This window comes from Modestobacter sp. L9-4 (genome assembly GCF_019112525.1).
Lineage (GTDB): Bacteria > Actinomycetota > Actinomycetes > Mycobacteriales > Geodermatophilaceae > Modestobacter.
Genome location: NZ_CP077800.1, coordinates 2,896,695 through 2,916,935, shown reverse-complemented (window position 1 = coordinate 2,916,935; position 20,241 = coordinate 2,896,695). Strand labels below are relative to the sequence as shown.

19 protein-coding genes are annotated in these 20,241 nt (G+C 75.0%); 11 read left to right on the top strand and 8 right to left on the bottom strand.

Going from position 1 to position 20,241, the window contains the following annotated elements:
- Positions 1–9: 9 nt before the first annotated feature.
- The 3 genes from KUM42_RS13695 to KUM42_RS13685 form a co-directional block, all read right to left on the bottom strand.
- Entirely contained in the window at positions 10–1,404 is a 1,395-nt protein-coding gene (locus tag KUM42_RS13695; RefSeq protein WP_237493085.1) for an MFS transporter, read from the bottom strand.
- Complete coding sequence (locus tag KUM42_RS13690) at positions 1,401–1,835, bottom strand: MarR family winged helix-turn-helix transcriptional regulator (protein WP_237493084.1); 435 nt, start codon at positions 1,833–1,835, stop codon at positions 1,401–1,403. Before KUM42_RS13690 ends, KUM42_RS13695 begins: the two co-directional genes overlap by 4 nt.
- 121 nt (positions 1,836–1,956) lie before the next feature.
- Complete coding sequence (locus KUM42_RS13685; RefSeq protein WP_237493083.1) at positions 1,957–3,498, bottom strand: NCS2 family permease; 1,542 nt, start codon at positions 3,496–3,498, stop codon at positions 1,957–1,959.
- A 163-nt stretch (positions 3,499–3,661) separates the two neighbouring features.
- Here KUM42_RS13685 and KUM42_RS13680 point away from each other — a divergent pair, with 163 nt between their 5' ends.
- Positions 3,662–3,871, top strand: a complete 210-nt coding sequence (locus tag KUM42_RS13680) for a DUF2530 domain-containing protein (protein WP_237493082.1) — start codon at positions 3,662–3,664, stop codon at positions 3,869–3,871.
- A 205-nt stretch (positions 3,872–4,076) separates the two neighbouring features.
- On the opposite strand, the gene KUM42_RS13675 is transcribed toward KUM42_RS13680, so the two are convergent.
- Positions 4,077–4,889 (bottom strand): DUF3027 domain-containing protein, encoded by an 813-nt coding sequence (locus tag KUM42_RS13675; protein ID WP_237493081.1) that lies wholly within the window; start codon positions 4,887–4,889, stop codon positions 4,077–4,079.
- Positions 4,890–5,002: 113 nt separating this feature from the next.
- Between KUM42_RS13675 and KUM42_RS13670 the strand changes: the two genes are divergently transcribed.
- The 4 genes from KUM42_RS13670 to KUM42_RS13655 all read left to right on the top strand — a co-directional run bounded on the left by KUM42_RS13670 (position 5,003) and on the right by KUM42_RS13655 (position 7,850).
- Positions 5,003–6,571, top strand: coding sequence for an MFS transporter (locus KUM42_RS13670; protein ID WP_237493080.1), 1,569 nt, complete (start codon positions 5,003–5,005; stop codon positions 6,569–6,571).
- Positions 6,568–7,086 (top strand): DUF2771 family protein, encoded by a 519-nt coding sequence (locus tag KUM42_RS13665; protein ID WP_237493079.1) that lies wholly within the window; start codon positions 6,568–6,570, stop codon positions 7,084–7,086. The genes KUM42_RS13670 and KUM42_RS13665 overlap by 4 nt, the downstream gene beginning before the upstream one ends.
- 75 nt (positions 7,087–7,161) lie before the next feature.
- Complete coding sequence (locus KUM42_RS13660; RefSeq protein ID WP_237493078.1) at positions 7,162–7,530, top strand: YidH family protein; 369 nt, start codon at positions 7,162–7,164, stop codon at positions 7,528–7,530.
- Positions 7,527–7,850 carry a DUF202 domain-containing protein gene (locus tag KUM42_RS13655; RefSeq protein WP_237493077.1) on the top strand — a complete coding sequence of 108 codons (324 nt, stop codon included), beginning with the start codon at positions 7,527–7,529 and terminating at the stop codon, positions 7,848–7,850. Before KUM42_RS13660 ends, KUM42_RS13655 begins: the two co-directional genes overlap by 4 nt.
- Positions 7,851–7,893: 43 nt before the next feature.
- Here the strand turns inward: KUM42_RS13655 and KUM42_RS13650 are convergent, their stop codons facing one another.
- From KUM42_RS13650 to KUM42_RS13640, 3 genes are all read right to left on the bottom strand, one after another.
- Positions 7,894–8,106: a hypothetical protein gene (locus tag KUM42_RS13650; protein ID WP_237493076.1), complete on the bottom strand. Its 213-nt coding sequence runs from the start codon at positions 8,104–8,106 to the stop codon at positions 7,894–7,896.
- A 114-nt stretch (positions 8,107–8,220) separates the two neighbouring features.
- Positions 8,221–8,727 (bottom strand): hypothetical protein, encoded by a 507-nt coding sequence (locus tag KUM42_RS13645; protein ID WP_237493075.1) that lies wholly within the window; start codon positions 8,725–8,727, stop codon positions 8,221–8,223.
- A gap of 111 nt (positions 8,728–8,838) precedes the next feature.
- Positions 8,839–9,345, bottom strand: coding sequence for a hypothetical protein (locus KUM42_RS13640; protein ID WP_237493074.1), 507 nt, complete (start codon positions 9,343–9,345; stop codon positions 8,839–8,841).
- Positions 9,346–9,502: 157 nt separating this feature from the next.
- On the opposite strand from KUM42_RS13640, the gene KUM42_RS13635 reads away from it, so the two are divergent.
- The 5 genes from KUM42_RS13635 (at position 9,503) to KUM42_RS13615 (ending at position 17,599) form a co-directional block, all read left to right on the top strand.
- The gene (locus KUM42_RS13635; RefSeq protein WP_237493073.1) at positions 9,503–11,761 is read left to right on the top strand and encodes a helicase C-terminal domain-containing protein; all 2,259 of its coding nucleotides are present in this window, start codon (positions 9,503–9,505) and stop codon (positions 11,759–11,761) included.
- 139 nt (positions 11,762–11,900) lie between these two features.
- Positions 11,901–13,187 carry a cyclopropane-fatty-acyl-phospholipid synthase family protein gene (locus tag KUM42_RS13630; protein WP_237493072.1) on the top strand — a complete coding sequence of 429 codons (1,287 nt, stop codon included), beginning with the start codon at positions 11,901–11,903 and terminating at the stop codon, positions 13,185–13,187.
- A 321-nt stretch (positions 13,188–13,508) separates the two neighbouring features.
- Positions 13,509–15,191, top strand: a complete 1,683-nt coding sequence (locus KUM42_RS13625) for a DNA repair helicase XPB (protein WP_237493071.1) — start codon at positions 13,509–13,511, stop codon at positions 15,189–15,191.
- 111 nt (positions 15,192–15,302) lie between these two features.
- Positions 15,303–15,932 (top strand): TetR/AcrR family transcriptional regulator, encoded by a 630-nt coding sequence (locus KUM42_RS13620; RefSeq protein ID WP_237493070.1) that lies wholly within the window; start codon positions 15,303–15,305, stop codon positions 15,930–15,932.
- Between the two features lie 179 nt (positions 15,933–16,111).
- Complete coding sequence (locus KUM42_RS13615) at positions 16,112–17,599, top strand: FAD-dependent monooxygenase (protein WP_237493069.1); 1,488 nt, start codon at positions 16,112–16,114, stop codon at positions 17,597–17,599.
- 45 nt (positions 17,600–17,644) lie between these two features.
- On the opposite strand, the gene KUM42_RS13610 is transcribed toward KUM42_RS13615, so the two are convergent.
- Complete coding sequence (locus KUM42_RS13610; protein WP_237493068.1) at positions 17,645–18,172, bottom strand: GNAT family N-acetyltransferase; 528 nt, start codon at positions 18,170–18,172, stop codon at positions 17,645–17,647.
- Positions 18,173–18,400: 228 nt separating this feature from the next.
- Between KUM42_RS13610 and KUM42_RS13605 the strand changes: the two genes are divergently transcribed.
- Positions 18,401–20,176 carry a DEAD/DEAH box helicase gene (locus KUM42_RS13605; RefSeq protein ID WP_237493067.1) on the top strand — a complete coding sequence of 592 codons (1,776 nt, stop codon included), beginning with the start codon at positions 18,401–18,403 and terminating at the stop codon, positions 20,174–20,176.
- Positions 20,177–20,241 lie beyond the last annotated feature (65 nt).

Here is a 20,241-nt window from a genome sequence, read left to right as displayed (position 1 = left end):
GTGCGACCGTCAGCGAGCCGGGTCGCGCGCCACCTGATCGCCCAGGACGGCCTCCGCCGGGACGCCGCCGTCGGCCTCCTCGGCGAGCACCGCGACCTGGTTCGGCGGCGTGGTCGCGGCCACGTGCAGCTGCATGCGCGGCGGCAGGACGTGCATCTCCAGCCGCACCCGGCGGCCCCGGGCCAGCACCACACCGGCGAGGACGGAGACGACGACGCACACGAGCCCACCGCTGATCAGGCCCCAGGGCGCACCCAGCCGCTCCGACACCCAGCCGATCAGCGGCGCCCCCACCGGCGTGCCGCCGAGGAAGGCCATGAAGTACAGCGCGAGCACCCGGCCGCGCCACTGCGGCTCGACGCCGAGCTGCACGAAGCTGTTGCAGGCCACGCTGAACACCAGGGCCGCGGCGCCGGTCGGGATGAGCAGCGCGGCGAAGGCGTAGTAGTTGCGCATCAGCCCGCTGACGACCAGCAGCACGCCGAAGGCCACCGCGGAGACGATCAGGAAGCGCTGCAGCGGGCGGGTGCTGCGGCGGGTCGACAGCAGTGCACCCGACAGCGACCCGACGGCGTAGGCCGTCGACAGCAGCCCGAAGGCACCGGCACCCAGCCCGAACACCTCGCGGGCCATCAGCGCGATGGTGATCTGGGAGTTGAACCCGAAGGTGCCCAGCGTGAACGCCAGGCCCATCGCCAGCATCAGGTCCGGGTGCTGGCGGGTGTAGGCCAGCGTCTGCCGCAGCTGGCCGCGGGACCGGGGCGCCGGTGGACTGGGGTCCAGCTCGTCGGCCCGCATCAGCACCAGCGCGGCGATCGTGGTGGCGAAGCTGACGGCGTTGACCAGGAAGGCCGGGGCGGTGTTGCCGCCGGCGAGCGCGATCAGGCCACCGGCCACCGCCGGCCCCACGAGCCGGGCGGCGTTGAACACCGTGGAGTTGAGGCTCACCGCGTTGGCCAGCAGGTCCGGGCCGACCATCTCCGAGACGAACGACTGGCGCACGGGGGTGTCCAGCGAGGACACCACCCCGACCAGCAGCGCCAGCAGGTAGACGTGCCACAGCGCGACGGAGTCGGTGGCCACCAGCAGCCCCAGGGCGAGGGCGAGCACGCCCATCACGGCCTGCGTCACCATCAGCAGCCGGCGCTTGTCGTAGCGGTCGGCGAGGACGCCGCCGTAGAAGCTGAAGAACAGGCTCGGGCCGAACTGGAGGGCGGTGGTGACGCCCAGAGCGACGCCGCTGTCGCCGGAGAGCTGCAGCACCAGCCAGTCCTGGCCGATGCGCTGCATCCAGGTCCCGGTCTGGCTGACCAGGTTCGCCGACACGTAGAGCCGGAAGTTGTGCGCGCGCAGCGCCCGGAACGAGCCGGGTCGCGGGGCGGGGTCAGCAGCCGTCGACGTCACCCACTGGCGAGCTCGTCCATGATGACCGCGGCCTGGCGCAACACCTCGCGCTGCTCGGCGGTCAGCTGCTGCAGCTGGCCGGACAGCCACGCCTCGCGCGCCCGGACCTCCTCGGTGAGCAGGTCCTCCGCGGCCGGGGTCAGGCCGATGACGACCTGCCGCCCGTCGGTGGGGTGCGGCGTCCGGGTGACCAGGCCCTGGGACTCCAGGGCGACGACGACCCGGGTCATCGACGGCGGCTGCACCCGCTCGTGCGCGGCCAGCTCCCCCGGGCTCATCGGCCCGTGGCGCTTGAGAGTCGACAGCGCGGCGAGGTGCGTGAGGGTGACGGTGGTGTCGACCCGCTGGTTGCGCAGCCGGCGCGACAGGCGCATGACGGCCAGGCGCAGGTCGTGGGCGAGCGCCGCGGTGTCCAACGTCGTCCGTGCCACAGCGCCCACCCTAGCCGAAGTCCGAAGCCTGTCTAACGATCCGTCCCGCACGGCCACCCCCGGCCCCCTCTCAGGGTCCCGCCCCGAGCCTGCGAGGGGTGGGGGGAGAGGGGGCCCTTCGTCAGACGAGCTGCTGGATCGGGTCCAGCGCGAAGTAGACGACGAAGACGACGGCGACGACCCACATCAGCGGGTGCACGTCGCGGCGGCGCCCGGTGGCGACCCGCAGGAGCACGTAGCTGACGACGCCGGCGCCGATGCCGTTGGTGATCGAGTAGGTGAAGGGCATCAGCGCGATGGTCAGGAACGCCGGGATCACCAGGGACATGTCGCCCCACTCGAGGTCGCGCACCTGGCTGATCATCATCGCGCCGACGATCACCAGCACCGGTGCAGCGGCCTCGGAGGGCACGACCTGCACCAGCGGGGTGAAGAAGGTGGCGACCAGGAACAGCACGCCGGTGACGACGCTGGCCAGACCCGTGCGGGCACCGTCGCCGACGCCGGCGGCGCTCTCGATGTAGGTCGTGTTCGACGACACGCTGGCCGCACCACCGGCGGCCGCGGCGAGGGAGTCGACCAGCAGCACCGGCTGCGAGCGCGGCAGGTTGCGGTCGGCGTCCAGCAGGTCGCCCTCGGCGCCGACGGCGGTCACGGTGCCGACGGTGTCGAAGAAGTCGGCGATCATGATCGAGAAGACGATCAGGACAGCGGCGAGCAGCCCGATCCGGTCGAAGCCGCCGAACAGCGAGAACTTGCCGATCAGCGACAGGTCCGGGACGTCGAACACCTGCCCCGGCCAGGTCGGCACCTGCAGCGCCCAGCCGTGGGCGTCCGCCACGGTGCCGTCGGCGCCGGTGCGCGGGCCGATGTCGGCGATCGCCTCGACCACGATCGCGAACACCGTGGTGGCGATGATCCCGATCAGCAGCGCCCCGCGGACCTTGCGCACCACCAGCACGCTGGTCAGCAGCAGGCCGACGACGAAGGTGAGCATCGGCCAGCCGGCCAGCGACCCGTTGACGCCGAAGCTGATCAGCGGGTTGCCCGGGCGGATGATGCCGGCGTCGGCCAGCCCGATGATGGTGAGGAAGAAGCCGATGCCGACGGCGATCGCCGTCTTCAGCTGGGCCGGGATGGCGGTGAAGACCGCGCGCCGGAACCCGGTGAGCACCAGCACGGTGATCAGCAGGCCCTCCAGCACGACCAGGCCCATGATCTCCGGCCAGGACAGCTGGGTCGCGGCGTAGACCCCGACGATCGCGTTGATGCCCAGGCCGGTGGCCAGCGCCAGCGGGTACCGGCCCACGATGCCCATGGCGACGGTGAGCACCCCGGCGACGAGCGCGGTGACCGCGGCGACGGAGGCGAACGGCAGCGTCGTCCCGTTGATGTCCGCGCCGGACAGGATGATCGGGTTGAGCACCACGATGTAGGCCATCGTGAAGAAGGTGGTGAGGCCACCGCGGACCTCGCGGCCGAACGTCGAGCGGCGGGCGGTGACCTCGAAGTACCGGTCGACGCCGTTCTTCGGCCGCAGCGTCGGGCCGGCGCTGCGCCGGGAGCCGGTCCCCGCGGGGTCGACCGCCTGCGTGGCCGGCGCCCCCACGGCGGTGCTGCCGGTGCGCGCGGGCAGGCGGACGGGACGGGACCTGCTGGGCATGGACACCCCTTGGAACGGCGCCGGCGGACGGCCGCGGCGGGGTGGCTCCCCGTCGGTCCGCCCGGCGCAGGTGGCTGCGAGCGGCGACAGCGTGCCACACGCCGGGCCCGGGATGGGTTCCGCCGGCGTAACGGCCCGCTGTGCAGCCTCTAAGGTCGCAGGCGTGCCCGCGCCGACCCGCCCGTCCCCGCCGCCCCTGCAGGTCGACACCGTCCGCGTCGTGCTGGCCGGCACGGCGCTGTGGGCGGTCGCCCTGGTCGTGCTGCTGGTCCTCGGCGACGACGTCGACCGGGTGTGGACCTGGACCTGCGTCGCCGGCGTCGTCCTCCCCGGCCTGGGCCTGGCCCTCATGCGCTGGCAGGGCCAGCGCTAGGAGGGCAGCGGACGGCCCACCCACGGACGCCGGGACGAACCCCGCCACCGAGGTCGGGGACGGGACACCGCACGCGCCAGCGTGCTCGGTGATCAGGTCGCGGGGCCGGAGGCTCCCGACCTGATCAGCGGGAGCGGCTCATCGGCGGCCGGGCACGGCTCGTGGCCGCGCTGCGGCCCGTCAGGGTCGCCACGTCACCGCCGCCTCAGATGTGGTCGAAGTCCGCGGTGTCGTAGCGCGCGGTCGGGACGAACTCGGCCGGCTCGCCGGTGGTGCGCTCGAGGCTGGCCTGGCTGTGGGCGCCGCAGCCGTAGTCGGCGGTGACGACGTGCCCGTCGGCCGGGGAGAACCCGTTGCTGCACGCGCCGAGCGACAGCCGCAGGGAGCCGGCCAGCGGCAGGTAGAAGCCGCAGCTCGCGCACGGGCCGGGGGCGTGCCGGGCCATGGCCGACTTCGGCCCGAACTCGCTCTCCCGCCAGCGCTCGGCGGCCTCGTTGCGGCCCTCGACCGACAGCACCCGCTCCCGGCCGATGCCGATCTCCTCGGCGACCACGCGGCCGGCCGGGTCGTCGGCGGAGTCGTCGTCGGCGAGGTAGGAGGGCACCAGGCGCGGGTCGTCCTCGGTGGAGGGCAGCACGTCGCCGACGGACAGGTCGCCGGGGCGCAGCCGCTCGTGCCAGGGCACCCACGCGGGGGCCAGCAGCGCGGAGTCGCCGGGCAGCAGCACGACCTCGTCGAGGGTGGGGTGCTCGTCGCCCGGGACGACGGCCAGCGTGACCGCCCAGTGCCAGCCCAGGTAACCGGGCAGCCCGGCGGCGAAGGAGTGGGTCAGCACGGCACCCAGCGCGGCACCGGCGTCCTCGGCGACCGGCTCGGCGCTGACCCCGAGGTGCTCGCCGACGGCCGCCGGGTCACTGGCGACCTCGACGGCGGCGGCGCGGGCCTGCTCGACCGCGGCGGCCAGCACCTCCTCCGGCGCGGGTCCAGGGGCGGCGGCGGAGGCAGCGGAGTCGGACACGCCCCCATTGTCGCCGATGGCACCAAGTGTGCGGCGCCCGCTCACCCCGGCTCGCGCGGAGTCCCGGGAGCGGGCCGGGAGTGCGGCACAGCCCGCTGCGGCACGATGGTCCGGTGCCCGACTCCCCGCTCCCCCGCGCGCGGCTGCGGCGGCGGACGTCGCGGCCGGCACCCGGGGCCGGACCGGAGACCGAACCGCTGGCCCTCCGGCGGCAGGAGACCCGCCCGCTGCCGGTCGTCGGCACGCCGGACGGCGCCGTCGAGACCCGTCCCCCGGTGACGGTCCCGGCGACCGTGGACGCGGCGACCGTGGACGCGGCGACCGCACCGCAGCACACCGCGCCCGCACCGGGCAGCGCCCCGGCGCGGCTGACGGTGACCCGGGTGGCCGCCGCCCGGTCGCGCGAGCTGAGCGGCGCGGCGGTGCGGCGGGTGCGGGCGGCCAGCCGGGCCGACGGCGCGGGCGACAGCGGGCTGTCCGGGCTGCTGACCGTCAACGCCCTGCACGTCGCCGGCGACGCGATGATCGCCGTCTCGCTGGCCGGCACGCTGTTCTTCGCCGCCGCCTCCGACGCCCAGCGCGGCAACGTGGCGCTCTACCTGCTCATCACCATGGCCCCGTTCGCGGTCGTCGCGCCGGTCATCGGCCCGGCGCTGGACCGGCTGCAGCGCGGACGGCGGTGGGCGCTGGCCGGCAGCCTCGCCGCCCGGGCCGTGCTGGCCCTGGTCATGGCCGCCCACCACGACGACCTGGCCCTCTACCCGGCCGCCCTCGGGGTGCTGGTGCTGAGCAAGGGCTTCAACGTGCTGCGGGCCGCCGTCGTGCCGCGGGTGCTGCCCACGGCGCTGTCCCTGACCTCCGCGAACGCCCGGATGTCGGTCTTCGGGCTGGCCGCCGGGGGCGTGGCGGGCGGGGTCGCCGCCGGGCTGGCCTGGCTCCTCGGCTTCGGCTGGGAGCTGGGCGCGACCGCGGCGGTGTTCGCCGTCGCCGCCGTCCTGGCGCTGCGGCTGCCCGCGCACGTCGACGTCCCGGCCGGGGAGGACCCCGCCGACGTCCTGCGCACGACGCCGATGGACCTGCCCGGCCGGCGCCGGGCGACCACGCCGCACGTGGTGACGGCGCTGCGGGCCACCGCGGCGCTGCGCGGACTGAGCGGCTTCCTCACGATCTTCGCCGCGTTCCTGGTGCAGGCCACCGTGGACGACGGCTGGCCGGCCACCGTGGCGCTGGGCTCGCTCGCGGCCGCCGCGGGCGTGGGCAGCTTCCTGGGCACCGCCGCGGGCTCCCGGCTGCGCAGCGCCAGCCCCGACCGCGTGGTGCTCGCCGCGGCCGGGGTCGCCGCGGCGATCACCGTGCTGGCCGCCGTCTTCTACAGCCTGCCCATGGCCGCCCTGGTCGCCTTCGTCGCCGCGGTGACCAACGCGCTGGGCAAGGCCGCGCTGGACGCGATCGTGCAGCGCGAGGTGCCCGACCGGCTGCGGGCGTCGGCGTTCGCCCGCTCGGAGACCTGGCTGCAGCTGGCCTGGGTGCTGGGCGGGGCGCTGGCGATCGCGCTGCCCAGCACCGGGTGGATCGGTTTCACCGTCGCCGCGGCGCTGCTGGTGCTCGCCGTCGGCCTGACCCTCTGGAGCCTGCGCAGCCGCCGGGCCCTCCCACTTCCCGACCAGGAGGCACACGCATGACCACCGCAGCACGGGCAGCGACGGGGGTGGCGCTGCTGGGCGGGCTGCTGGTGCTCAGCGGGTGCGGCGACTCCGGGGGCGGGCAGGCCCGGGCCGGCGCCGTCCCGACGGTCACGGTGCAGGCCGGCGGCACCCCGGTCACGGTCGACCCGACGCAGTACTGCCTGGGCGGGGAGGGCAAGCGGTACCAGGTGTCCCCGCCCATCCTCGAGGTCGCCGCGGACACCACCGTGGTGCTGACCGTGGACGGCGCCGTCGCGGCGTCCGGCTGGGGCGTGCAGGTGTTCGACGAGAAGCTGCAGGAGCGCATCGGGGAGGTCGCCGTCGACGACGGCACCACGGTCTTCAGCGGGATCAACACCTCCGACGTGGTCCCGGCGACCTACTACCTGGTGGTCGTGCAGGACACCGACCCGGAGGCCTGCAACGGCCTGTCCGGCGCCTGGCCGATCGGCTTCATCCGCGCCGACGGCGGCACCGCGACCACCAGCCCCTCAGCGAGCCCGACCGGCTGACGGCCCCCTGCAGGGCCCCGCCGCGAGCCTGCGAGCGGTGGGGGGCAGCGGGGTCCTTTCTCTACGCTGGCCGGCGTGTCGACCCCCGACGGTGCACCGGCGCCCGCACCGCACCCGGACTACCGGTTCAGCCTGGCCAACGAGCGCACCCTGCTCGCCTGGCTGCGCACCGCGCTGGCGCTGGTCGCGGGCGGGGTGGCGATGACCCAGTTCGTGCCGGAGCTGGGCTTCCCGGCCGGCGGCCCGACGGTCTCCATCGCCCTGGTGCTGGCCGGTGGGGTCACGGCGGTGGCCGGGCACCGGCGGTACCGCCGCAACGAGCAGGCGATCGCGGCGGACCAGCCGCTGCCGGTGAGCACCGCCGCGGCGTGGGTCACCGGACTGGTCGCACTGCTGGCGGTGGCGCTGCTGGTGCTGGTCGCCGTCGAGATCGGCCGCGGGTGAGCGCGGGCGAGACCCAGCCGGCACGCACGGTGCTGGCCTGGCAGCGCACCGGGCTGGGCGTGTTGGCGGTGGCCGGGCTGCTGCTGCGCTCGGCGGTGGTGCACGACGAGCCGGCGGTGCTCGCGCTGTCCGCGGTGGTGGCGACTGCGGGGCTGGTCGTGCTGGGCGTGCTCACCCGCCGACGGGCGACGTCGGCCCAGCGGGCGGCCGGGAGCGCCGGCGACGCGCGGGCGTCGCGGCTCGCGGCCGGGGCCACCGGGCTGGTGGTGCTGTGCGCGGCGTGCGCGCTGGCGGCGGACCTGGTGGTCCGCGCCGGCTGAGCGCGACGACGTCGGCCGGGGGTCCGGCCGACGTCGGCGACGGTCAGTCGCGGGCGCGGCCCGACGGGTTGGGACGGTCCGTCGGGTGGGCGTAGCGCAGCCGCTCGGGCGGCAGCGGGAAGGCGTGGTCCTCACCGAACGGCGAGAGGCCACCGGCCATCTCGCTCATCAGCTCGGTGACCGGCGGGCCGTCGCCGGTCGACTGCCCCCAGGTCGGCTCGATCAGGTGGGCGTGCTTGTCCTTGCGCTTGGACACGGTGCCTCCATCTGCGGTCAGGCCACGGGTCAACTCCCCGGGTGCCTCGCCACCATCTTCCCGGATCGGCCTGCCGGTCTCCACCCGCACTCCCTCCCGTGTCGCTGGGAGGGGTCAGCGGCGGCGGGCCGGGCGCGCCCCATAGACCGTGCCCGCGCCGTCGGCGGTGAGCACCCACTCCCGCGGCGCGACCTCCGCCCAGCGCACCTCGGCACCGGCCAGGCGCTGCACCTCCCGGGTGCGCCAGACCGCGGTGGACATCAGCCGCAGCCGCAGCGGCTCGTCGACGTCATCGGACTCGACGTGCAGCATCGCCGGCCCCGCGATGCGCAGCACCCCGCGGCGCCAGGGCTCCCGGGCCAGTCCGGCGGACCACCGGCGCGTGCGCAGCAGCGAGCCGAGCCCGGCCAGCGCGGCCGCCACCCCGGCGAGGACCAACCCGACCACCAGCAGCCCGGCGCCCGGCGGCCGCGTCCCGCCGTCCTCGGTGACCCGGATGACCGCGGCACCCGCGACGAAGCCCAGGACGACGGCGAGCAGCCCGCCGCCCAGCCAGCGCAGCGCACCCGCCCGGAGCGCCGCGAGGTCGGTGCGGGTCTGCGGGTCGTCGAGGGCGGACACGGCCGCGATGCTCCCAGACCACCGCGCCCGGGCGCGCTGAGCGATGTGCGGTGGGAACCCGTTCCCGGCGTGGAGTGGGCACCCACCGCACACCGCCGTCCGGGTCCCCGATCACAGGTGGTTGATCAGCACAGTCACGCCGATCAGCAGGACCCCGGCGGCCAGCACAGCCGCGATCGCCCGACCGCGCAGCACCGTGACGACCTCCGCGGACTGCCGATCCGGCGTCCTCGTCGACTCCACGAAATCCATGACCGCCAGCGCCGTCCGCTTGGACCGCGGATAGCCGATCAAGTCGCCGATCAGCGACTGCCCGTAGGCGATCGACCCGATGGTGCGCCCGGAGTCCAACCTCAGGCCGAGCCCCGCGGCCGTCGTCACGACCACGATCGCCCCGACAGGCACACGGCGGATCAGCAGGAGTCCGACCACCTCCACGTACCCGGTGGGGTCACCGCTGATCCGGCATGTCATCAGCAGGAGCATCAGTGCCGAGCCCAGGGCGAGTGGGAGCGTCGGATTGAGCAGTTCCGCGAAGGACGCCAAAGGCTCCGGTCCGATCCAACCCCACGCGAAGACGAGGGCGGCGATCACCCCGGTGCCGATGAACACGAGCATCGGGGTGCTCCAACGCCCCAGCAACCGACGCGCGGTCGGCGAGGAGTCCGCACGAGAGGTCACAGCTGCCGGACGGTAGGCGACGTCGTCCACCGGTCGGGTGAGCCGCACCGGGCGCCGCAGCGGCGACACCCCCGCCCGACGTAGCGTGGAGCGGATGTCCCCGGACCAGCCCGCCACGCTCGCCGCCTGGTTGCGCACCCGCACCGATGAGCAGCTGGGCGCCCTCCTGGTCGCCCGGCCCGACGTCGCGCGCCCCGCCCCCTCCGACGTCGTGGGGCTGGCGACCCGCCTCGCCGTCCCGGTGTCGGTCGACCGGGCGCTGGACGAGCTGGACGCCGCCACGCTGCAGGTGCTCGACGCCGTCCTGCTCTCCCCCACCGACGGCGTCGCGCAGGCCGACCTGCCCGGCCTGCTGCCCGGCGTGCCCGCCGACGTCGTCACGGCGGCGGTCGAGACGCTGACCACCCGCGCCCTGCTGTGGGGTGACGACGAGCTGCACGCCCCCGAGCCGGTGCGCCGCGCCGTCCGCTACCCCGCGGGCCTGGGCCGGCGGGCCACCGACCTGCGGGTCGCGCTCCCCCGCGACCTGCCGGCCGTGCTGGCGGAGCTCGCCGACGACGAGCGCACCGTGCTGGACCGGCTGGCCGGTGACCGCCCGGTCGGGCACCTCCCCGACTCCTCCGCCGGCTCGCTCACCCCTGCTCGGCGGCTGCTGCAGGCGGGGCTGCTGGCCCGCATCGACGCGATCAACGTCGAGCTGCCCCGGGAGATCGGCCTGGTCCTGCGGGGCGACCAGCCGCTGGGGCCGCCGCGGTCGCGCCCCGAGCCCGAGGTCACCCGCCGCGAGCCCGCCGTCATCGACCAGCAGTCCGCGGGTTCCGCGCTCGAGGTGCTCAGCCGGGTCACCGACGTCCTCACCGCCCTGGAGGAGGAGCCGGCCGGGCTGCTGCGCAGCGGCGGGCTGGGCGTGCGCGACGCCAAGCGGCTGGCCAAGGAGCTCAAGGTCGCCGAGCGCGACATCGCGTTCCTGGTCGAGGTCGCCTACGCCGCGGGGCTGCTGGACGTCGGTGGCGCGCAGCGCGACGAGTGGCTGCCGACCCGCGCCTACGACGCCTGGCGCGAGCAGGACCTCACCGACCGCTGGGCCGTGCTCGTCGCCGGCTGGCTGACCAGCCCCCGGCTCATCTCCCTGGTCGGCGAGCGCGACGTGGCCGGCAAGGCGGTCAACGTGCTGTCCCCCGACGTCGTCCGGCAGACGGCGCCGGCGCTGCGCCGCTCGGCGCTGTCGGTGCTGGCCGAGTTCCCGCCCGGCGAGGGGCTGGCGGCCGGCGAGCTGGTCGCGCTGCTGCGCTGGCGCACCCCCCGGCGGGCCGACCGGCTCTCGCCGGTGCCCGACCTGCTCGCCGAGGCCGAGCGCCTGGGCGTCGCGGTCAGCGGCGTGCTCAGCTCCGGCGGGCGCGGCCTGCTGTCCGACGGTGAGGACGGCGCCGCCGACGGGATGCGCGGGCTGCTGCCGGCACCGGTGGACCACGTGCTCGCCCAGCCCGACCTCTCGCTGATCGCCCCCGGGCCGCTGCTGGCCGACCTGGCCGGCACGCTGGCCGTCGTCGCCGACGTCGAGTCCTCCGGCGGCGCGACGGTCTACCGGGTCTCGGAGTCCAGCATCCGGCGGGCGCTGGACCAGGGCTGGTCCGCGGCCGACCTGCACGACTTCTTCACCCGCGCCTCCCGCACCCCGGTGCCGCAGGCGCTGGACTACCTGGTCGACGACGTCGCCCGCCAGCACGGCCGGCTGCGGGTGGGCGCCATCGAGTGCTACGTGCGCTCCGACGACCACGGGCTGGTGTCCCAGGTGCTCAGCGACCGCCGCACCGCCAACGCCGAGCTGCGCCGGCTCGCCCCCGGCGTCCTGGTCAGCGGTCTGCCCGCCGACGAGGTGCTCACCGTGTTGCGCACCGCCGGGTACGCCCCGGCCGGGGAGTCCTCCGGTGGCGCGGTGCTGACCCGGCCGCCGGCGCCGGCACGGGCCGCCGGGCGCCGTCCCGGCAGTCCGGCCGCGGCCGGCCCGCGGCCGCTGCGGACCGACGAGGTCGAGGCCACGGTCCGCGAGCTCCGCGCCGGGGACGCCGCACTGGCCGCCCGCCGCGCCGAGCCGGTACGGCAGATCCCCGGTGTCACCACGGCCAGCACGCTCGAGGTGCTCTCCCGCGCGGTCAGCGGCGGCCTGCCGGTGTGGCTGGGCTACGTCGACGCCCAGGGCAGCGGCAGCCAGCGCATCGTGCAGCCGGTGTCGCTGTCCGGCGGCTTCCTGCAGGGCTTCGACGAGGGGCGCGGCGAGACCCGGACGTTCGCCGTCCACCGGATCACCTCGGTCGCCCTGGTCGGGTCGCAGGACACACCCGCGCCGTCCTGAGACCTGTTCCGCCGATCGGGTGGATCCGGGATGATCATCGCCCCGCCCGGTGTTGCGCGGAGACAGTTGGTGTTGGCAACCAGCGGCCGGGCAGCAGGACCCGGACCTCCGCTGGCGCCGCCGCAGGCAGGAGTGGGACATGGGCAACAGGAGGACGGTCGCCGACCGGCTGGCCGAGGCGCTGGGCGCGGTGCTCGGGACGAGCGAGCTGCCGGTGCAGCTGCGCGGCTGGGACGGCTCGGTCACCGGGCCGGCCGGGGCACCGGTCGTCGCGGTGAACTCGCGGCGCGCGCTGCGCCGGATGGTGTGGGCGCCGGGCCAGCTCGGGCTGGGCCGGGCGTACGTGGCCGGCGAGATCGACATGGAGGACGACGTCTTCGCGACGTTCGCCGCACTGCGGTCGGCCGGCCGGCTGAACCAGGAGGGACCGGCGTCGCAGACCACGTGGCGCGAGCGGCTGTCCCTGCTGGGGACGGCGCTGCGGCTGGGCGCGATCGGCCCCGAGCCGGCACCGCCGGCCGAGGAGGCCACGGTCGAGAAGCGCGGGCTGCGGCACTCCCTGGGCCGGGACGCCGCGGCGATCAGCCACCACTACGACGTCGGCAACGACTTCTACGAGCTGGTGCTGGGCCCCTCGATGGTCTACTCCTGCGCCGTCTGGGAGACCCCGGAGACCGGGCTGGACGCCGCGCAGGAGGCCAAGCTCGACCTGGTCTGCCGCAAGCTCGGGCTCACCGAGGGCACCCGACTGCTGGACGTCGGCTGCGGGTGGGGCTCGATGGCGATCCACGCCGCGAGGCACTACGGCGCCGTGGTCGTCGGCGTGACGCTGTCAGAGGAGCAGGCCCGGATGGCCCGCAAGCGGGTCGCCGAGGCCGGGCTCACCGACAAGATCGACATCCGCGTGCAGGACTACCGCGCCGTGGAGGACGAGCCCTTCGACGCGATCAGCTCCATCGGCATGGCCGAGCACGTGGGCCGCGCCCAGATGCCGGAGTACGCCGCCCAGCTGGACCGGCTGCTGCGTCCCGGCGGCCGGCTGCTCAACCACGCGATCGCCTGGAACGCCGGGCGCTCCACGGTGAAGCCCGACAGCTTCATCGGCCGCTACGTCTTCCCGGACGGCGAGCTGCTGAACCTGGGCGAGACGGTCGGCTTCCTGGAGAGCAAGGACATGGAGGTCCTCGACGTGGAGGCGCTGCGCCAGCACTACGCGCTCACCCTGCGCGCCTGGGTGCAGCTGCTCGAGCAGAACTGGGACGCCGCCGTCGCCGCCACCAGCGAGGGCCGGGCCCGGGTGTGGCGGCTGTACATGGCCGCCAGCGCGCTGACCTTCGAGTCCGGCGAGATGGGCGTCAACCAGGTGCTGCTGCAGAAGCGCGGCGGCGACCGGCGGCCCCCGCTCCGCCGCACCGCCTGGGTCTGACCCGGCCCGCGACATCTGCGATCTCGTGGCCTCCCGGCCGCGGGAGCCACGAGATCGCAGATCTCACCGGAGCCCGGTGCGCGGCCGGTGCGGTCTCGCGCCGCGAGATCCGCGATCTCGTGGCCTTCCGGCCGCGGATGCCACGAGAGCGCAGATCTCACCTCCGTCGGCGTGACTCCCGAGGGTGACGCGGTCACCGCCGGACGGCGTCCGGTGAGGCGGTGGGCACACCGTCGTCCGGAAGGCGAGGTCGCCGGACGGCGTTACCGTGGACAGTCCGTGCGCAGCCCGCGCGGAGCCCCGAGCAGAGGATGCCCACGCGTGCCTGACGGCCCCCTGATCGTCCAGTCGGACAAGACCCTCCTGCTGGAGGTCGACCACCCGCAGTCCAAGGAGTGCCGGGCGGCCATCGCCCCGTTCGCGGAGCTGGAGCGCTCGCCCGAGCACGTGCACACCTACCGGGTCACCCCGCTCGCGCTGTGGAACGCCCGCGCCGCCGGCCACGACGCCGAGCAGGTCGTCGACGCCCTCGTCCGCTTCAGCCGCTACCCCGTGCCGCACGCCCTGCTGGTCGACATCGCCGACACGATGGACCGCTACGGCCGGCTCACCCTGGCCAACAACCCCGTCCACGGGCTGACCCTGACCAGCACCGACAAGGCCGTGCTGGAGGAGGTCGTCCGCAGCAAGCGGGTGGCCCCGATGCTCGGCGCCCGGGTCGACGCCGACACCGTGATCGTGCACGCCGCCGAGCGCGGCCGGCTCAAGCAGGCGCTGCTGAAGATCGGCTGGCCGGCCGAGGACCTCGCCGGCTACGTCGACGGCCAGGCGCACCCGATCTCCCTCGCCCAGGACGGCTGGCACCTGCGCGACTACCAGCAGGAGGCCGTCGACGGCTTCTGGGCCGGCGGCTCCGGCGTCGTCGTCCTGCCGTGTGGTGCGGGCAAGACGCTGGTGGGCGCGGCGGCGATGGCCGAGGCCAAGGCGACCACGCTGATCCTGGTCACCAACACCGTCTCCGGCCGGCAGTGGAAGCGGGAGCTCATCGCCCGCACGTCGCTGACCGAGGAGGAGATCGGCGAGTACTCCGGTGAGCGCAAGGAGATCCGCCCGGTCACCATCGCGACGTACCAGGTGATCACCACCCGCCGGAAGGGCGAGTACCGGCACCTGGACCTCTTCGACGCCCAGGACTGGGGCCTGATTGTCTACGACGAGGTCCACCTGCTGCCCGCGCCGATCTTCCGGCTCACCGCCGACCTGCAGTCCCGCCGCCGGCTGGGGCTGACGGCGACGCTGGTGCGCGAGGACGGCCGCGAGGACGACGTCTTCTCCCTGATCGGCCCCAAGCGCTACGACGCGCCGTGGCGCGACATCGAGGCGCAGGGCTACATCGCCCCGGCCGAGTGCGTCGAGGTGCGGGTCAGCCTGGACGACGAGGAGCGGATGACCTACGCGGTCGCCGAGCCCGAGGAGCGGTACAAGATCGCGGCGACCGCGCACTCCAAGATGCCGGTGATCCGCCGCATCCTGGAGCGGCACCCCGACGACCAGAAGCTGGTCATCGGCGCCTACCTCGACCAGCTCGACGAGCTCGGGGTCGCACTGGACGCACCGGTGATCCAGGGGTCGACGACCAACAAGGAGCGGGAGCGGCTGTTCGCCGCGTTCCGCACCGGCGAAATCAAGACCCTCGTCGTCTCCAAGGTCGCGAACTTCTCCATCGACCTGCCCGAGGCGGCGGTCGCCGTCCAGGTGTCGGGCACGTTCGGCTCCCGGCAGGAGGAGGCCCAGCGCCTCGGCCGGGTGCTGCGCCCCAAGGCCGACGGCCGGCAGGCGCACTTCTACACGGTCGTCAGCCGCGACACCCTCGACAGCGAGTACGCCGCGCACCGGCAGCGCTTCCTGGCCGAGCAGGGCTACGCGTACACGATCGTCGACGCCGCCGACCTGGCCGGCCCCGGAGAGGTCAACGGCCCCGACTGGGTCGACGAGGGCGCCTGATCGCGGTGCCCGGGCGCGGAGACGTCGCCCGGGCACCCCGGCTCGCCCGCTGACCTGACGCACGGACGTCGTCCGGACGGGACCGCCGTCCCCCGTCGATACGGTGGCGGGGTGCCGCCACGTCCGTACCACTCGCCCCGACGACAGGCTGCCGCGGACGCCACGCTGCAGGCCGTCCTCGACGCAGCGATGCAGGCCTTCGGCGACGTCGGCTACGGGAGGGCGACGATCGCGGCGATCGCCCGGACCGCCCAGGTGGCTCCCGCCACGGTCCACGCCGTCGTGGGCGGGAAGCCCCAGCTCGTCCTGGCACTGGTCGAGCGCGGCACGCAGTTGCCGGAGATCGCCGCGGTGCTGCAGTCCGCCACCGCGGAGTCCGACCCCGTGCAGGCGGTCGAGCGGCTGGTCGCCGGGGTGCGCCGCGTGCAGGACGACGTCGCCGGCGTCGCGCGCGTGATGGCGGAGGCGGCGGCCTCGGAGCCGCTGGTGGGAGACCTCGCCTCCCGGGTCGAGGCGATGACCCGGGAGGGGTTCACCGAGTTCGTCGAGCACCTCGACGCGCTCGGCGTGCTGCGGCCGCACGGCACGGCGGCCGCCTCGAGGGAGCGCGCGGTGGACGCCCTCTGGTACCTGCTCGGGTACCCGTCCTGGGAGGTGCTCACGAGGATGGGGTGGGCCCAGGACCAGGCCGAGGTCTTCCTCCGCGAGCACGTCGCGCACGCCGTCCTGGGCCCCCGCTGAGCTCCGCCGACGGACGCCGTGAGCGCCCGCTGGGGGCCGTCCAGACACCCGTGTTTTCACTGACTGGTGATTGATTGATCTACTCGTCGTCACTCAATAGGTTCGAGGGACCGAGCGAGTGGGCGCCGACGTCGCACGACCACTCCTCGCCGATCCGTCGACCACGAGGAGCGCGACCCATGCACGACACCACCCCCGGCGGCCCGCACGCCCCGCACGCCGTCGTCGTCGGCGCCGGCCCGGTGGGGCTCTGGACCGCCGGCGAGCTCGCCCTCGCCGGGGTGCGGACGACCCTGCTCGAGCAGACCGGCCGGCGGTCGGAGAACTCGAAGGCGCTCGGTCTGCTGCCGCGCACGCTCGAGGTCCTCGCCCTCCGCGGCGCCCTCGGCCCTGTCCTGACTGCCGGCCGACCACTCCCGCGCTGGCACTTCGGGATGCTGGAGACGCTGCTGGACTTCCAGCAGCTGGACACCCCGTACCCGTTCATGCTCTCGGTGCCGCAGACGGTCACTGAGAGCGTCCTGGAGCAGCGCGCTCTCGACCTGGGCGTCGAGATCCAGCGGGACACCGCCTTCCGCGACCTGCAGCAGACCGCCGACGAGGTGCTGGTGACCACCGAGCGGGACGGCCGGACGACGCAGCTGCGCGCCGACCTGCTGGTCGGCGCCGACGGCGCGCGCAGCGGTGTGCGCGCCGCGGCGGGCATCGCCTTCCCCGGCGAACCGAGCAGCAACTGGGGCTTCCTCGGCGACGTGCACCTGACGGAGCCGCCGCCGCCCGGCTTCCGCCGGCGGTCCCCCGAGGGTGCGCTGATCGTCGCCCCGCTCCCCGACGGGACCTTCCGGGTGACCGGCTGGGACCCCGAGCACCAGGACCGGGACGAGGAGCTCGACCTGGAGACCCTGCGGGCCACCACCGTGCGCATCGCGGGGGCGGACTTCGGGATGCACGACCCCCGCTGGCTGTCCCGCTTCGGGGACGCCAACCGGCTCGCGGCCACCTACCGCGCGGGCCGGGTGCTCCTGGCCGGGGACGCGGCACACGTCCACTGGCCCACCGGGGGCCTGGGCCTCAACGCCGGCCTGCAGGACGCGATGGACCTCGGCTGGCGGGCAGCGGCGTTCCTCCACGGCACCGCTCCCGCATCGACACTCGACCGCTACGGCGACGAGCGCCACGACTACGGCCAGGAGCTCCGGCGGTCCACCCTCGCGCAGGGCGCGCTCATCCGGGCGAGGACACCCGCCGAGGTGGCCACCCGGGAGGTCGTCGACGGCTTCCTGCGCTCGCCGGAGGGGAACGCGCACACCGCCGGGTCCGTGAGCTGCATCGACCTGGCCTACGCCCGGGGCGACGGGGACGACCCCCTGGTCGGCCGGCGCTGCCCGCTGCCGGTCGGGGACCCCGCCGCGCTCGCGGAGTTCCTGGACCTCTTCATGCCCGGGGAGCTCGTCCTGCTGTCGACCACCCCCGAGCAGATCGCCGCGGTGGGCGTCCCGAGCACCACGGGACGGCTCCCCGCGGACGTGGCCGCCCGGCTCGGCGCGACCGCCGTGGTGGTCCGCCCGGACGGCCACATCGCCTGGGCGTCCCGCGGGACGGGGGCGATCACGGATGCCGACGTCCGGGCAGCGCTGGTCGCGTCCGGGGCCCTCCTCCCCCGCTGAGCGGAGTGGGCCCGTCGGCGTGAGGTCGACGGGTCCACTCCGCCATCACCGCAGGGGCAGCGTCATCAGGACCTCGTCGCGGCGGTCGTCCGGGGTGACCGCGACGGCGCGGGGCCAGCTGCCGACGACCTGCCAGCCGAACCGCTCGTAGAACGGCTCCAGCCCGGCACCGCCGCGCACCTCGATGCGCAGCCACTCCAGCCCGAGGTCGTCGCGGGCGGACCGGGCGACCTCGGTCATCAGCGTCCGGGCCACGCCGGTGCCCCGGTGCGCCACCGCGGTCTGCACCCGCTTGACCCACGCCCAGTGGGCGAAGACCGGCTCGTCGTTCGTGATCAGCACCAGCCAGCCGGCGACCGCGCCGTCCGCCCGGGCCACGAGCAGCCGGGCACCGGGCGCCTCGACGGTCGCGTCGAGCACCGGTCGGACGACGTCCGCGGTCACCGGCAGCTGCTGGGCGAAGCCGACCGCTCCCCCGGCGTTGGCGACGTCGCGCCAGCAGGCGGTGAGCTCGGCGCGCAGCTCCCCGTCGACGTCGTCCGGGGAGGTCAGCCAGGTCAGCGACGAGGTCACCGGCGCAGTCTGTCAAGGCCTGCCGGGGCAGCTGGGGACGGCGGGGAGGGCGGTGGTGACGAGACGGTCCGGCACGCAGCATGAGAAGTGCCACACCTCGCCGTCCCGGTCGGAGAAAGGCCAGCTCAGCGGCGTGCCGGCGCCGTCCCATACGCGCTGGCCGGGGAGGCGCGCCGGAGGCACCCGGTTGGGCGTGTTGCCCCTCCGCCGACCAAGATGGACCCCGACATGGCGACTGCGACACAGGCGGCGGCGCGAGCCCCGCAGACGAACAGCCGACCGCTCCGGGCCTGGCAGACCGCGGCCCTCGGCAAGTACGAGGAGTCCTCCCCCAAGGACTTCCTGGTCACCGCGACGCCGGGCGCCGGGAAGACCACCTTCGCCCTGACCCTGGCCCAGCGGCTGCTCGCCAAGCGCGAGGTCGCCCGGGTCGTCGTCGTCTGCCCGACCGACCACCTGCGCATGCAGTGGGCCGACGCCGCCCACGCGATGGGCATCGTGCTGGACCCGAACCTGACCAACGCGATCGGCCCGGTGCGCGCCGGCACGCAGGGCTACGTCACCACCTACGCCCAGGTCGCCGGCAAGCCGATGCTGCACGCCGCCCGCGCGACCAGCGTCAAGACGCTGGTGATCCTGGACGAGGTGCACCACGCCGGTGACGGCCTGTCCTGGGGTGAGGCCATCGAGGAGGCGTTCACCCGCGCGGCCCGCCGGCTGTCGCTGACCGGGACGCCGTTCCGCACCAAGGCCGACGAGCGCATCCCGTTCGTCACGTACGTGGAGGACGGCTTCGAGGGCCAGGGCGGCCTCATGTCGACCGCCGACTTCACCTACGGCTACAAGGAGGCCCTCGCCGACAACGTGGTCCGCCCCGTCGTCTTCGCCGCCTACACCGGCACCTCGCGCTGGCGGAACTCCGCCGGTGAGGTCGTCGCCGCCTCGCTCACCGAGGCCGGCACCAAGTCGGTGGAGATGCAGGCCTGGCGCACCGCGCTGGACCCCAAGGGCCAGTGGGTGCCGCACGTCATCGCCGCGATGGACGACCGGATCACCCACCTGCGCGAGTCCGGCATGCCCGACGCCGCCGGCCTGGTGCTGGCCAGCGACCAGGACGACGCCCGCGAGTACGCCAAGATCGTCCGCCGGGTCACCGGCAAGGCCCCGGAGCTGATCCTCTCCGACGACCCCAAGGCGTCGAAGAAGATCGAGAAGTTCAACCTCGGCGGCGCCCGGATCGCCGTCTGCGTGCGGATGGTCTCCGAGGGCGTCGACGTCCCCCGTGCCGCCGTCCTGGCCTGGATGACCTCCTACCGGACGCCGCTGTTCTTCGCCCAGGCCGTCGGCCGCGTCGTCCGCGCCCGCGGGCCGCACGAGTCGGCGACGGTGTTCCTCCCCGCGGTGCGGCCGCTGCTCTCGCTCGCCGCGTCCATGGAGGAGCAGCGCAACCACGTCATGCCCCCGCCGAAGAGCCAGCCCGACGAGGAGCTCGAGGCGCTCGACCTGCCGCCGCGCGAGCCGCGCGAGGGCGAGATGCAGAAGTGGGAGGCACTCGAGGCCGACGCCCGCTTCGCCCACGTGCTGCACAGCGGGACGGCGCACACCGGCGAGGGCCGCGGCGCCACCGTCGTCCTCGGCGAGGAGGAGGAGGAGTACCTGGGCATCCCCGGGCTGCTCACCCCCGCCCAGACCGCCGAGCTGCTCTCCAAGCGGGACGACGAGCTGCGCATCCGCATCGCCGCCTCGCACGCGCGGGGGGACGACGACGGCTTCATGGTCGTCGAGGACCACCCCGAGGAGGAGGCGGTGAGCAACGGCTGGCGCGACGTCGCCGAGCTGCGCCGCGAGATCACCCGGCTGGTGAACCGGATCGCGGCCAAGACGTCGCAGCCGCAGGCCGTGGTGCACACCCAGCTGCGGCAGTCGGTGCCCGGCCCGCCGTCGGCGTCCGCGTCGGTCGAGGTCCTCCGCGCCCGCCGCGAGCGCCTCCGCACGATGCTCTGACCGCACCGACCTGGGCCGCACCGGTCCAGTGGCGCCGGCGTGTCCGCCCGTGTCGGCGCGTCGAC

Bases quoted from the DNA above. Each gene is read 5' to 3' on its own strand.
- KUM42_RS13685 (WP_237493083.1), bottom strand. From the start codon at position 3,498: ATGCCCAGCAGGTCCCGTCCCGTCCGCCTGCCCGCGCGCACCGGCAGC.
- KUM42_RS13665 (WP_237493079.1), top strand. From the start codon at position 6,568: ATGACCACCGCAGCACGGGCAGCGACGGGGGTGGCGCTGCTGGGCGGG.
- KUM42_RS13640 (WP_237493074.1), bottom strand. From the start codon at position 9,345: ATGCTCGTGTTCATCGGCACCGGGGTGATCGCCGCCCTCGTCTTCGCG.
- KUM42_RS13635 (WP_237493073.1), top strand. From the start codon at position 9,503: ATGTCCCCGGACCAGCCCGCCACGCTCGCCGCCTGGTTGCGCACCCGC.
- KUM42_RS13630 (WP_237493072.1), top strand. From the start codon at position 11,901: ATGGGCAACAGGAGGACGGTCGCCGACCGGCTGGCCGAGGCGCTGGGC.
- KUM42_RS13615 (WP_237493069.1), top strand. From the start codon at position 16,112: ATGCACGACACCACCCCCGGCGGCCCGCACGCCCCGCACGCCGTCGTC.
- KUM42_RS13605 (WP_237493067.1), top strand. From the start codon at position 18,401: ATGGCGACTGCGACACAGGCGGCGGCGCGAGCCCCGCAGACGAACAGC.